At 71.0% G+C, this 13294-nt stretch carries 10 protein-coding genes and 1 pseudogene; 4 read left to right on the top strand and 7 right to left on the bottom strand.

The window, feature by feature from the left end; all coding sequences use genetic code 11:
- From MET9862_RS25860 to MET9862_RS25835, 6 genes and pseudogenes are all read right to left on the bottom strand, one after another.
- Positions 1 to 138, bottom strand: a pseudogene (locus MET9862_RS25860) (UDP-glucose 6-dehydrogenase); the annotation flags it as partial.
- Positions 139 to 244: 106 nt separating this feature from the next.
- Positions 245 to 1552, bottom strand: coding sequence for a polysaccharide biosynthesis/export family protein (locus MET9862_RS25855; protein ID WP_185157010.1), 1308 nt, complete (start codon positions 1550 to 1552; stop codon positions 245 to 247).
- A complete protein-coding gene (locus tag MET9862_RS25850) occupies positions 1549 to 2556 on the bottom strand; it encodes an SDR family NAD(P)-dependent oxidoreductase (RefSeq protein WP_142585835.1) in 1008 nt (335 codons plus the stop codon). Before MET9862_RS25850 ends, MET9862_RS25855 begins: the two co-directional genes overlap by 4 nt.
- Before the next feature lie 49 nt (positions 2557 to 2605).
- Positions 2606 to 3487 (bottom strand): sugar transferase, encoded by an 882-nt coding sequence (locus tag MET9862_RS25845; RefSeq protein ID WP_142585834.1) that lies wholly within the window; start codon positions 3485 to 3487, stop codon positions 2606 to 2608.
- On the bottom strand, positions 3484 to 4758 hold the full coding sequence (locus tag MET9862_RS25840; protein ID WP_142585833.1) for a DegT/DnrJ/EryC1/StrS family aminotransferase: 1275 nt from the start codon (positions 4756 to 4758) through the stop codon (positions 3484 to 3486). The genes MET9862_RS25845 and MET9862_RS25840 overlap by 4 nt, the downstream gene beginning before the upstream one ends.
- Positions 4758 to 5474, bottom strand: coding sequence for a nucleotidyltransferase family protein (locus tag MET9862_RS25835; RefSeq protein WP_142585832.1), 717 nt, complete (start codon positions 5472 to 5474; stop codon positions 4758 to 4760). Before MET9862_RS25835 ends, MET9862_RS25840 begins: the two co-directional genes overlap by 1 nt.
- Before the next feature lie 313 nt (positions 5475 to 5787).
- Between MET9862_RS25835 and MET9862_RS25830 the strand changes: the two genes are divergently transcribed.
- On the top strand, positions 5788 to 7815 hold the full coding sequence (locus MET9862_RS25830) for a GumC family protein (protein ID WP_185157009.1): 2028 nt from the start codon (positions 5788 to 5790) through the stop codon (positions 7813 to 7815).
- A gap of 63 nt (positions 7816 to 7878) precedes the next feature.
- Here MET9862_RS25830 and MET9862_RS25825 read toward each other — a convergent pair whose 3' ends face one another.
- Positions 7879 to 9465 (bottom strand): right-handed parallel beta-helix repeat-containing protein, encoded by a 1587-nt coding sequence (locus MET9862_RS25825; RefSeq protein WP_185157008.1) that lies wholly within the window; start codon positions 9463 to 9465, stop codon positions 7879 to 7881.
- 871 nt (positions 9466 to 10336) lie between these two features.
- Here MET9862_RS25825 and MET9862_RS25820 point away from each other — a divergent pair.
- From MET9862_RS25820 to MET9862_RS25810, 3 genes are read left to right on the top strand one after another with little or no spacing between them, the layout of a single operon-like run.
- The gene (locus tag MET9862_RS25820) at positions 10337 to 10804 is read left to right on the top strand and encodes a (2Fe-2S)-binding protein (RefSeq protein ID WP_142585829.1); all 468 of its coding nucleotides are present in this window, start codon (positions 10337 to 10339) and stop codon (positions 10802 to 10804) included.
- Positions 10805 to 10818: 14 nt separating this feature from the next.
- The gene (locus tag MET9862_RS25815; RefSeq protein WP_142585828.1) at positions 10819 to 12987 is read left to right on the top strand and encodes a xanthine dehydrogenase family protein molybdopterin-binding subunit; all 2169 of its coding nucleotides are present in this window, start codon (positions 10819 to 10821) and stop codon (positions 12985 to 12987) included.
- A complete protein-coding gene (locus MET9862_RS25810) occupies positions 12984 to 13271 on the top strand; it encodes a c-type cytochrome (protein WP_142585827.1) in 288 nt (95 codons plus the stop codon). Before MET9862_RS25815 ends, MET9862_RS25810 begins: the two co-directional genes overlap by 4 nt.
- The last annotated feature ends 23 nt before the right edge of the window (positions 13272 to 13294 follow it).

Here is a 13294-nt window from a genome sequence, read left to right as displayed (position 1 = left end):
GATCGGCATCCGACCCGCCCGCAGCGCCTCGATCTTGGCCGGATCCGTGTCGATGCACACCACCCCGTGCCCGAAATCGGCAAGGCAGGCCCCAGACACGAGACCCACATAGCCCGACCCGATCATCGCGATCCGCATGGTCCTGCCTCACCTCCCACGGGCGCTCATCGAGCGCCGCCCGCCGCGATTCGCCGGCCGTCCTCGTCCACCCGCCTTCCGCCGCCCGCCCGTCCAGGGCGCGGGCTCAGCGCGTCGCCACGACGGCCTCCAGATCCTGTTTCAGCTCGACCTCCAGCGCGTCGCCGGGCTGAAGCTCGGTCTCCTCGGTCGCCGGGATGCGGCTCCATCCGGTGCCCGAGCGCCGGACGATCGTGAGATCGGCGGTGGCGCCTATGCCCGGCAGGCCCTTGCCCTGCAGGCGGCCGAGCAGGGCGAGCTTCTGGCCGGCGCCGTCGAGCCGGGCCGAGAGGTCGGCGAGCTTGCCGCGCGTCTCGCGCAGGTCGCGCAGGCAGTCGAGCTCGTGCTGGCTGTCGAGCTTGGACAGGCGCCACGCGAATTCCTCGCGCTGCTGCCGGACCTCGGCCAACCGGGTCGAGGTCTGAAGCCGGCGCGTCGAGGAGAGCAGCACGGCCCGGCGGCTGTCGGTGACGCGCTGGTTGACAACGCTGCCCGAGCCGAGGAGCCGGGTCACCCGCTCGAGCTCCTCGTTATCCGCATCGACGCCGCGCCGCTCCTCCTGCTCCTGCTTCATCAGCGAGGCGATCTGCTCCTCGGCCTGGCGGACGGCGCTGGTCAGATAGACCCGCTCCCGCGCGAGATTGGCCAGCGCGATCTTGAGGGAGCGGGTCTCGATCCGCACGAACTCGCTGAGGGCGGCCTGCGGCACCGGCACGGCGCCGAGCGAGCGGTCGCGGATCTCCTCCGAACCCTGCAGCTCGGCATTCAGTCGCCACAGGCGGGCGACCTCGCGGGCGTAATCGATCAGGACCGAGCGGCGCTCGCGATCGAACTCCACCGCGTCGACGCCGGACGTCCCGGCGCGGCCGCGCACGAGGCTCGCGCCGCCCGAGGCGGCCAGCGCGTGGCGCACGGTCATCAGGGGGCGGAACGGGTACTGGCCCGGGGTCTGGACGTCGCCGCCGACCACGACGGGACGGTACTCCGCCACCGTGACGGCGATATCGGCCGGCTGGACCAGGATCTGCCGCTCGCGCCCGTCCATCCCGCGCTGGCGCAGGTACTTGTTGGTCAGGATCGTCTCCACCGCGCTCTGGACGTCGTGCGCGGTCCCGCCGGCGGCCGTCACGGTCCCGATCCCGGGAATCGTGATGGTGCCGTCGATCTGGATCGTCGCCCGCTGGCGCCATTCGGGCATCCCGGCGAGGGCGAGTTCGAGGATGTCGCCCGCCGCGAGGCGATACTCGGCGCGGGCCGGCCGGCTCGCGGCGAGGCTCGCGACGCAGGCCAGCGCCAGCGCGAGGCAGAGGGAACGGGGCGCGCGGGGGAGGCGCGGCCGCGCCCCGGCGCGGCCAGGCGCAGGGGACCGGCTCACGTCATGTAGTCCTTCTGCCGGCGCACGAGGCCCGCCGCGAGGCGGCCGCGCCACCAGTCGACGGTCCGCTCCAGGCCTTCGCGCAGGGAGGTCTGCGGCTGCCAGCCGGTGGCGGCCTCGAGGGCCGTGCTGTCGGCGAGCAGCGCGCGCACCTCGGAATTGGCAGGCCGCATCCGGGCCGGGTCCTGGATCGTCTCCTTGTCGCCGCCGGTGAGGTCGAGCACGAGCCGGACGAGCTCGGCGATCCGGGTCTGGCGTCCGCTGCCGGCATTGTAGGGCTGGCCGAAGCGGATCTCGGAACCGACACCGATCGCCAGGAAGGCGGCCACGGTGTCCTCGACGAAGGTGAGGTCGCGCACCGGGCTCAGGTCTCCGACGCGGATGGCCGGGCAGTCGGGGTCGAGGGCCTGCCGGATCAGGTTCGGCACGATGGCCCGCTCGCTCTGGCGCGGCCCGAAGGTGTTGAACGGACGCAGGATCGCCACCGGCACGTCGAAGGAGCAGGCGAAGGACTGGGCCAGCATGTCGGCGCCGATCTTCGAGGCGGAGTAGGGGGATTGCCCCTGCAGCGGGTGCCGCTCGCTGATCGGCATGGTCTGGGCCGTGCCGTAGACCTCGCTCGTCGAGGTGTGGACGAGGCGGCCCGTGCCGCACTGCCGAACCGCCTCGAGGACGTTGAGGGTGCCGAGCACGTTGGTCTCGACGCAGGCCTGCGGCGCCGCGTAGGAATGCGGGATCGCGATGAGCGCGGCGAGGTGGAAGACCACGTCGTGCCCCGGGACGATCCGTCCGACGAAGCCGGGGTCGCGCACGTCGCCGCGCACGAGGTTGAGGGCGCCGCGCACGGGAGCCGGCAGGTCGTCGAGCCATCCGTGGCTGTCGAACGAGTTGTAGAGCGCGAGCGCCGTGACCGAGGCTCCCGCCCGCACCAGCGCTTCCGTCAGGTGCGAGCCGATGAAGCCGTCCGCTCCGGTGACGAGGACCCTGGCCTTCTCGTAGCCCATCTACTCTCTCCCCTTACGATCGGCCGGACGTGTCCGGTGCCGTACTCCGTCAGGCCAGCGCGCCCCCCGACGGCATGGCGGTCTTCACCGACGCCCCCATGGGAGCGGCCTTGCCCGCCGCCGGTCCCTGAGCCGGTGCCTGTGCGAGCCCTGGTGCGATCCCTTGCGTGATTCCCTGTGCGAGCCCTTGCGTGAGCGCCGGTGCCGCGGCGGGCTCGGCGGGGCCGGCCACGTCGTTGGCGGGCAGGAGAACCGGGGCCCGGTGCAGGCCGAACACGGCCGCGACCCCTTGCAGGAGGAGGCGGGCGTCGCTGCCCAGGGTGCGGTGCCGGAGATAGGCGAGGTCGATCCGCGCCTTGGCCGGGAAGAGCACGCTGCGGTAGAAGCGCGGGGCGTCGGCGCTGCCGGTCGCGTAGAGCGCGGCCTCGTCGCGGAACTGGATCTGGGCCGGGCCGAGCAGCCCGGGCCGATGCTCCAGGAGCCGCTCGAAGCCGTCGCGGAAACAATCGGCGAAGGCGAGGCTCTCCGGCCGCGGGCCGATCACCGCCATCTCGCCGCGCAGGACGTTCCAGAGCTGGGGCAGCTCGTCGAGCTTCGAGCGCATCAGGGCGCGCCCGACCCCGGTCATCCGCGCGTCGTCGCGCATGGTCAGCGGGCAGCCCTGCGTGCCGGCATCGGCGCGGAACTTGCGGAACTTGTACATCGTGAAGGGATGTCCGCCGCGGCCGAGCCGGGTCTGCCCGAACAGGACGGGCCCCGGCGTCTCCAGCCGGACCGCGAGCGCGATCGTGAGCATGAGCGGCGCGGTGAGCACGAGGGCGCCGGCCGCCACGGCGAGATCGAAGGCGCGGCGCAGGCTCTCGTCGCGGGACCGGCCGCCGACCGTCTCCGGGCTCGTCGCGGGACCGGGGCCCGTCGCGGATCCGGTCATCGCTGCTCCTCCGCGGGCTCGAGGCGGGCCGCGCGTTCCGGCGTGCCCGTCCGCGCCGGACCGGCGCCCGCGGCGGCGCGGGCCAGCCCGGGCTGGGACGCCTGCTGGGCCAGGATCTCGGCGAGGGCCGCGATCACCCGCTCCACGTCGGCGGCCTTCAGGCCCGGATGCAGGGGCAGGGTGAGCTCGCGGGCGGCGAAGTCCTCGGTCGCGGGCAGCCGGATCCCCGGGAGGAGCGTCCGGTAGTAGGACAGCAGATGCACGGGCGGGTAGTGGATCGTGGTCTGGATGTCCCGGGCCCAGAGGGCGTCCACGACCCGCTGCCGGTCGGTTCCGGGCGGCAGCAGCACCGGCATGATGTGGTGCACGGAGGGCTGGCCGGCCTCGAAGGGCACGGTCACGTCCGGGCAGGCGCGCCGCAGGCCGGAGCGGTAGAGGGCGGCGAGGGCACGCCGGGCCTCGTTCCAGGCGGGAAGATGGACGAGCTGCACGAGGCCGATCGCGGCCCTGAGCTCGTCGAGGCGGTAGTTCCAGCCGAGCGCGGTCACGTCGTAGGCGGCCGCCCGGGTGGCGAGGCGCTGGTGCGCGCCGCTGGTCATGCCGTGGCCGCGCGCCTGGCGGATGGCCTCGCGCAGGCCGGCATCGGCGGCCAGCACCATGCCGCCCTCGGCGGTGGTCATGTTCTTGTTGCCGTAGAAGCTGAAGGCCGCGGCGTCGCCGAGGGCGCCGGCGCCGGGCAGCCCGGCCGCGTGGGCGGCATCCTCGACGAGGCGCAGGCCGCGCGCGTCGGCGAAGGCGCGCCAGGCCGCGCGGTCGGGCAGGTAGCCCGCGAAATGCACGAGGATCACCGCCTTGGTGCGCGGCGTGCACTTGGCGGCCGCATCCTCCAGGGACATCAGCGGCAGGTCGGGGCCGGCAATATCCACGAAGACCGGCTTCGCCCCGACATAGAGGACGCTGTTGGCGCTCGCCACGAAGGTGAGGGCGGGCACGAGCACCTCGTCCCCGGGGCCGAGGCCGAGGGCCTGCAGGATGAGATGGAGGGCCGCGGTGCAGGAATTGACCGCGACGGCGTCCTCCGCCTGGTGCATCGCGGCGAAGCTGCGCTCGAACTCGCGCACCCGGGGACCCATCGTGATCCAGCCGCTCTCCACCACCGCGGCGAGGGCGGCCGCCTCCTCCGGCCCGAGGGCGGGCTCCGAGACGAGGAGCGGGCGGTCCGGGACGGATCCGGCGTCCCGGGGCAGGGGGAGGGGGCTCGGGGCGACCATCAGCCGACCGCCTGCAGGAGGGCAGGGGCCTGCTCGTCCCAGTCGATCTCCTGGGCCTTCTGGAAATCGTCCACGCGGCCGATGTCGAGCCACAGCCCACCGTGCTTGAAGGTGTGCACGGGGATGCGCTTCTCCATCAGGCAGTGGACGAGATCGTCGACGCCGAAGGGCACGCCGCAGGGGATGAACTTGAGGATCTCCGGCTGCATGCAGTAGACGCCCATGCTCACGCTGTTGGCGAGGGTGGGCTTCTCCCGGAATCCGGTGACGACGCAGTCGCGGTCCTCGATCACGCCGTATTCGAGCTTGTTGTAGCGCGTCGTGGTGGCGATCGTGAACGGGCCGCCATGGCTGCGGTGATGGGCCAGGAAGGCCATCAGGCTGAGGTCGGTGAGGATGTCGCCGTTCAGGACGAAGAAGGTCGAGGTCAGGTGCTTCTTGAGGAGCGTCAGCGGGCCGATCGTGCCGAGCGGATCCGCCTCCTCGGTATAGATGATCTGGATGCCCCATTGCCGCCCATTGCCGCAGAAGCTGCGGATCAGGTGGCCGAGATAGCCCGTCGTCACATAGAGTTCTACGACGCCGTTGCGACGCAACCACTTCACCAGAAGCTCAAGAACAGGTCTCGCGCCGATTGGCATGAGAGGCTTGGGTAAGATCGAGGTATAGGGCCTGAGGCGCATGCCTCGTCCACCCGCTTGGATGACGGCTTTCACGGCGACCTCCCTCTTACACGACACAAATTAATTTGAAATCAAAAACAAACCACGGGACGGATTTCCGACATCCGTCACGATCTGATCAGAATCTTGATTCTTTTGCGGAAGATTAAGTGCGACCGCCGCCCCCACTTAGGGTCGACCTTCACCTTTACTGGAAGCCCTAACCCATCGCCGGGCCCTAAAATTGACGGCGATCAAATCGTTAATGAATTGTTAAACCTAGCTTGCCCTCCCAGGGCCGACCCGGCCGAGCGGGTCTGGATGCCGTCGAGACTCGTGACAGACGTCTCCCGAGGGGGTGCGCGGCGTGAACAAGACTCTCGAGCCTTTCCTGCGGGACCGGCGCCTGCGCTTCGCCGCAGCGGTCGTCCCCGACAGTGCCGGGACGGAGCGGGAGGCCGAGCCCCACGTCGCTGCCATCCGCCGGCCGATCCGCAACATCCTGCGGCGGCGAATCGGGTTCGTGGCGGCGGTCGCGCTCGGCGGGACGATCCTCGCTGGCGTCGCGGCGATCATGGTGCCGCCGTCCTTCACCGCGACGGCGCAGCTCATCGTCGAGCCGACGGCCGCCGAGATGGCCGCCGCGCTGATCGGGCCCGTGCTCGACACGCATATCACGACCCTGACTTCCGACCGCCGCCTGCGCGCCGTGCTGACCGAGCGGGCGGCGGCGCAGGCCGCGCGCGCGGCGAAGCCCGAGCAGCCCTCCCTCGACGGGCAGCTGCGCGCGGTGCTCACGGGGGCGCTGGCCGCGGTCAAGGCGGCCCTGCGCCCGGCCGAGGACGAGCCCGTCCCAGCCGGGCAGCCCCCGGCCCCGGATATCGGCTCGCTGCGGGACTCCCTGCTGGTGCGGCAGGAGCGGTTGTCCAGCATCCTGGCGGTCAGCGCGCGGAGCCGCGATCCGGAGGAGGCGGCGACGACCGTCAACCGGCTCGTCACCCTGCATGTCGAGGAGTTGAGCGAGCGCAAGCAGCGCGAGACCGCGTTCATGCAATCCGAGCTCGACGCACAGATCGCGAGCACGCGCGCGGAGCTGAGTCGGGCGGAGGATGCCCTGAAGGCCTTCCAGGCCGCGACCGGGCTCAGCGCGACCAGCGCCGGTGCGCCGGACGAGAATGCGGACCTGATCGCCGACGTACAGCGCCAGCTCGGGGTCGCCCGGGACGAGCTGCGCGAGCGTGAGCTGCGCGTCGCGCGTACGAGCCCCAATGCGCGCCCGGACACCCTGCCGGATGGCGGTTCGGCGGTACCGTCCGAGGACCAGGGCCGCCGTCTCGAGGACGCCTACGAGGTTCGGGCCCTCGGCCTGCGCGCGGGGCGGCTCGAGCTGCGGCTCCGGGACCTGCAGGCCAAGAGCAGCCTCGCCTTCCGGCAGCGCCTGGACCAGCAGGCGCTCGAACTGCGGATCGCCTCGGCGCGCAAGCGTCTCGACGACCTGCTGCAGCGCCGGCAGGACGAATCGAAGGAATCCTCGCGCCGCTTCGCGGCGGAGGCGCGGGTCTTCGCCCTCGCCTCGGTTCCCACCCGTCCGAGCTCGGTGAGCCCCTTCCTGATGCTTCCGCCCGCCGCGGTGGCGTTCACCGTGCTCGGCATCGCTCTCGCCCTGCTGCGCGAACGGATGGATCGCAGCCTGCGCAACGAGCGCGAGGTCGAGGAGATCCTCGGAATCCCCTGCCTCGGTCACATTCCCCGTACCCGACGGCTGGAACCCGCGGCTCGGGAGCGCGCCTACGACGCCGTCGCGCGCGTGCTCACGCAGATCTGCGACAGCGGCCACGGGGTGCGGGTCGTGCTGGTCACCGCCGCGCGCGACGCGGCGAATGCGGAGCAGCTCGCGGCGGGCCTCGGCGGCAGCCTCACCCGTGCCGGCCACCGCGTCCTCGCGATGGAACTGACCGAGAGCCTCGGGGCAGGACGGGCGGAGGGCAAGCCGGCGGGAGAGGGCGAGGGCGAGGGCGAGGGCGAGGCGGCGCCTCTCACCACGCGCGGTCCCGATCAGCCCTTCGACCGGCTCGCGGAGGGCGTGCAAGGGGCTGCGCTCATCCTCAACCGCTCGGGCGCCCCCTTCAAATCCCTGAGCGATCGCTACGACTACGTGATCGTGAACGCTCCGCCCGCCCTGGGCGCGATCCAGACGCGCCTCGTCGCCGCGAAGGCGGACGGCGTGGTGCTGGGGATCGGCTGGGGCGTCACCCCGCGCGAGACGGCCTCCGAGGCGCTGCACGCCCTGCGGCGCAGCGCACCCCTTGTCGGCGAGTTCGACATCAACGCCGTCGCCGTCCTCACCGGGGTCGATCCCCGGCGATATGCACGCTTTCAGCCGGGGCACGCCTGACGCGCCCCGGCCGCGAGGTCATCGACGCCGCCCCCGAACGCGTGGTCCGGGGGCGGCGCGGCATCAGGCGGACCGGTGGTGCGAGACGCTCCAGCAGCTGCCCTGGCCGCCCTCCGTCAGGAGCTGCAGCGGATCGGTCGGCGTCGCCGCGACCGGATTGGTCATCCCCACGCCCTGGGAGTTCGTATCGGTGACGGCTTGCCAGCCGCTGTGGCTGCGGTAACCACGGCCATGGCTGCCCCGCAGCAGAGCGGCGGCGGACGAGCCGGCGGTGTAGCCGTTCGGATCGCCGGTCACCAGCGTGACCGGGTCGACCGCGGCTCCCTGGCCCACCGTCGGCGTCCCCGTGTCGGACGCCGCGGCAGGCGTCGTGGCGGGCGTCGTGGGCGTCAGGGCCGGCGTCGTGGGGGGATCCGCGACGGTCACCGGGACCGGATCGGTCTGGGTCGTGGTCGGCGTGACCGTCGTGCCCGCGGTCACCGGAGTCGGCGTGGGCGTGGGATCGACCGCCGTCGAGACCGCGGGCGCGCCGGTGGCGGCCGCCGCCCCGAGGGAGGCGCCGGCCGACCCGTTCAGGACCAGGAAGCCGGAGGCGGGCAGAGACCCGTCGGCCGCGCGCGGCCCCTCGGCGATGGCGGCGTCGAGCGACTGCACGGCCGACGTCGCCGGCGGGCTGGAGAGGTTCCAGGAGTTGTTGCTGTTGCTCCCGGAGGACGAGACCTGGCCGCTGCCGAGCGAGAGGTTGTTCGCGAGGGTGTTCTGCAGCGAGTAGAAGCCGAAATTGTAGGTCCCGTTATCGTAGGCCGTGTTGTTGCGCAGGGTCAGCGGGATCGTGGCTTGATTCTCGTCGAAGCCGGAGGCGGCGTTGTCCCAGGCGACGTTGTTGGTCACGATGTGGCCGCCGGAGCCGGTGCCGGTGCCGGGGCGCTGGCCGCCGAGCTTGAACCCATTTCCGTCGCCGGTCCGCTGGTTGCCGTCGCCGTAGCCGTTGTGGAAGGCCCAGTTCCCGTCGAGGGTCACGGAGGCGCTCTGGGTCCCGTTCACGACGTTGAACAGGTCGAAGCCGTCGTCCGAGTTGTTGTAGGCCCGGTTGCCGCGCAGCACGTTGCCGGCGCCCGTGGTGGCGATCTGGAACCCGTCGGCATTGTCGCCGCGCAGGTCGCGGTTGTCGTGGGAATCGTTGTTGAGCAGCAGGTTGTTGTAGCTGGTGTCGAACAGCGAAAAGCCCTTGCCCTCCCACTCGGAGAGCCGGCCGTTATGGCTCACGTCGAGCCCCTGGATGACGTTGTCGTGGGCGTTGTTGCGGATCATCACGCCGCCCTCGGCGCCGCCCGTGATCTGCAGACCGGAGATGTGGTTGTAGGCCGCGCCCGAGATGTCGAGCACGTAGCCGCCGTTCCCCGTCGTAGTGACGGCCGAGCCGTCGAGGATGGGCACCTCGCCGGCATAGTTGGTCACCGTGATCGGCTGCGAGCTGGTGCCGGAGCGGGTGAGCTGAATGCCCTTCGTGAGATGGTAGGTTCCGCCGCGCAGCTGGATCTCGTCGCCCGGCTGGGCGATGTCGTAGGCGTGCTGCAGCGAGCCGAAGGGCTGGCCGAGGGTACCGGCCTGGGTATCGGCTCCGGTGGTCGACACGTAATAGACAGTCATCGAGGCTCCTCTCGTTCCGGGAAGACGCATGTATCCAGCTCCCGAATCCACGCATGCGGACATCGGGGGCGATTGACTTCCGGCCTGTCGATTTGAGTGGGATTGCGGCTGGCATAGGGCGAAACAAGCTACGCCCATCTATCTACCACTTCGGTCTAGACCAGATTAGCCATAGGTCAGACGCATACCGCGAACGCGAGATTGCCATTAAGGCCTCTCCCGCATAGGCATCATTTCGTATTTTTGTACAAATTCCTTTCTATAAACTTCGATGAACCCCGTATAAACTATGGTTAAGCCTTGTCAAATCCTGACGAGCGCCGCGTTATTATCAAGACCATTTAAGCGATGATTGTTTTTCCGATTCGCCTCTCCGACCGCGTTGGTGCATCGAGCACCTGTAGATCGCAAGCATCACGGCCACTGATTCGAAGCTGTGGGCAGGTCGGCCACGGGTCTAAAGCTTGACCGGTGCTCGGATGCCGCAGCCGAGCACAGGAGGAGGGCCTGCTCTGACCCGCCGACGAAAGGTTTTTTACGCATGCCAGGGCTGATGAGAAAATCGTTTCCTCAAATATATCCCGTTCTGGCACAGAAACCGTCCATGCCATCACCACAGAAACTCCGGCCCGGAGCGAATCAATGCGACTGATGTCCGGAGTCAGGACCGGCCGTGCACCAGAGGCGACGCGGCCTCGCCAATGAGACGGCAGCGGATAGGCCGGCCCCGTCCGGGAGGCGCCGGCATGCCGCGTTGACAACGGCGCCCCCTGCCTCTCTGTTCGGACCTCTGCTGGGGACTTCGACCGCTGGTCTTCTCTCGGCCCGACGCGCGTCCTTCGGCCATCGCCACTCGGAACGGAACAGCGGCATGATTCGTCTCAACGTGAACGGGTCGGTCCACGAGGTCGAGGCGGAGCCCGATACGCCCCTCCTCTGGGTGATCCGCGAGCAGGTCGGCCTGACCGGAACCAAGTATGGCTGCGGCATCGCGCAATGCGGCGCCTGCACCGTCCACCTCGACGGGCAGGCGGTGCGCGCCTGCTCGCTGCCGGTCTCGGCGGTCGAGGCAGGTCAGAAGATCGTGACCATCGAGGGCCTGAGCCCGGATCGCTCGCACCCCGTGCAGAGGGCCTGGGCCGAGCTCGACGTGCCGCAATGCGGTTTCTGCCAGTCCGGCATGATCATGGCGGCCGCCGCCCTCCTGCGGCAGACGCCGAAGCCCAGCGAGGCCGAGATCCGCCGGGAGGTCACCAATATCTGCCGCTGCGGCACCTACAACCGGGTGCTCGCCGGCATCACCCTCGCCGCCGAGCGCGGCGAGGCCGGCCGCGGCTGAGGGGAGGGGACGCCATGACCGCAGCCCTCTCGCGCCGCGTCTTCCTCGCCGGCTCGGCCGCCACGGCCGGCAGCCTCAGCCTCGGCTTCCACCTGCCCTCTGCCACCGCCGCGCCCGCCGCGACCCCGGAGATCAACGCCTGGGTGGTGGTGCGGCCCGACGAGACGGTGGTAATTCGCATCGCCCGCTCCGAGATGGGGCAGGGGACGCTGACCGGCCTCGCCCAGCTCGTGGCGGAAGAGCTCGGTTGCGACTGGTCGCGGGTCACCACCGAGTACCCGACGCCGGGCCAGAACCTCGCCCGCAACCGCGCCTGGGGCGACTTCTCGACCGGCGGCAGCCGCGGCATCCGCGAATCCTACGCCGCCGTGCGCCAGGGGGGTGCGGCCGCCCGCACGATGCTGGTCCAGGCCGCGGCCGCCCAATGGGGTGTGCCGCCGGCCGAGTGCCGGGTCGAGAACGGCGTCATCAGCCACCCCGCTTCCGGCCGCTCGACCAGCTTCGGCAGGGTCGCGCCGGCGGCCGCCGCGCTCGCGCCGCCGAAGGAGGTGGCGCTCAAGGACCCGAAGGACTGGACGATCGCGGGCAAGCCGCTCCTGCGCCTCGACACGGCGCAGAAGCTCGACGGCTCGCAGGTCTACGGCATCGACCTGACGCTGCCGGGAATGCTCAACGCGGCGATCCGCGATTGCCCGGTACAGGGCGGCACCGTGAAGAGCTTCGACGCCGCCGCGGTCTCCGGCATGCCGGGCGTGCGCAAGGTCGTCCAGGTCGGCGACAGCGGCGTGGCGGTGGTGGCCGACACCTTCTGGCGCGCCAAGACCGCAGTGGAGGCCCTGCCGATCGTCTGGGACGAGGGCCCGAACGCGACGGTCTCGAGCGAGACCATCGCCGCGACCCTGCGCGAGGGCCTCGACGCCGAGGAGGCCTTCGTCGGGAACAAGGCCGGCGACGTCGAGGCGGCGCTGAAGGGAGCCGCCAGGATCGTCGAGGCGACCTACAGCTACCCGTTCCAGAACCACGCCACCCTGGAGCCGATGAACGCCACGGCACGCTGGACGCCGGAGCGCTGCGAGGTCTGGACGCCGACGCAGAACGGCGAGGCGGCGCTCGCCGCGGCGGCGGAGGCCTCGGGACTCTCGGCGCGGGCCTGCGAGGTCTACAAGATCCATCTCGGCGGCGGTTTCGGGCGGCGCGGGGCCACGCATGACTGGGTGCGCCAAGCGGTGCTGATCGCGCGTGAACTGCCCGGCACGCCGGTCAAGCTGATCTGGACCCGCGAGGAGGACATGACGCACGGGCGCTACCACCCCGTGACGCAGTGCCGGATGCGCGCCGGCCTCGACAAGGACGGCAACCTGACGGCGCTCAGGATGCGTATCTCCGGCCAGTCCATCCTCGCCGCGATCGTGCCGGGCCGGCTGGCGCCGGACGGCAAGGACCCGGTGACCTTCCAGGGCCTGAACCCGGGCGGGCCGGAGGCGGCGATCGGCTACACGATCCCGAACCTCCTCATCGACCACGCCATGCGCAATCCGCACGTCATCCCGGGCTTCTGGCGCGGCGTGAACACCAACCCGAACGCGATCTACCTCGAATCCTTCATGGACGAGGTGGCGCACGCGGCCGGGCAGGACCCGCTCGCCTTCCGGCGCAAGCTGATGGCCAAGCACCCGAAGCACCTCGCGGTGCTGGACGCGGTGGCCGAGCGCATCGGCTGGGAGACGAAGCCGCCCGCCGGCGTGCACCGGGGGCTCGCCCAGATCATGGGCTTCGGCAGCTACGTGGCGGCCGCCGCCGAGGTCTCGGTCTCCGAGGACGGCACGGTGAAGATCCACCGCATCGTGGCGGCCACCGATCCGGGCATCGCCGTGAACCCGCAGCAGATCGACGCCCAGATCGCCGGCTCCTTCGTCTACGGCCTATCGGCGGCGCTCTACGGCGAGTGCACGGTCAAGGACGGGCGCATCGAGCAGACGAACTTCGATTCGTATCCCGTGATGCGCCTCGACGAGATGCCGGCGGTGGAGACGATCCTGATGCCGTCCGGCGGCTTCATCGGCGGCGTCGGCGAGCCGACCATCGCGGTGGCGGCGCCGGCCGTGCTCAACGCGGTCTTCGCGGCGACCGGCAAGCGGGTGCGCCAGATCCCGCTCAAGCACACCGACCTCCGCCGGGCGTGAGGATCCTGCTGCTCCTCGCCCTTGCCGCGGCGGCGGGCCCGGCCGGGGCCGCCGAGGACCGGCCGCCGCCCGGCGCCTCTTCCTGCTCCGGCTGCCACGGGCCCATCGCGGGCGCTGCGGTGCCCACCCTGACCGGGCTCTCCGCCGAGTCCATCGCCGGGGCGCTCGCCGCCTTCCGCGCAGGCACCCGGCCGGCCACGGTGATGGACCGCATCGCCAAGGGCTTCACGGAGGAGGAGAGCCGAGCGATCGCGGCCTGGCTCGCCGCGCGGGGCGGCACATGAGCGGGCTCGACCGGCGCCGCCTG

This window comes from Methylobacterium symbioticum, assembly GCF_902141845.1.
GTDB classification, from domain to species: Bacteria; Pseudomonadota; Alphaproteobacteria; order Rhizobiales; family Beijerinckiaceae; genus Methylobacterium; species Methylobacterium symbioticum.
This window is presented reverse-complemented; position numbering and strand designations above follow the sequence as displayed.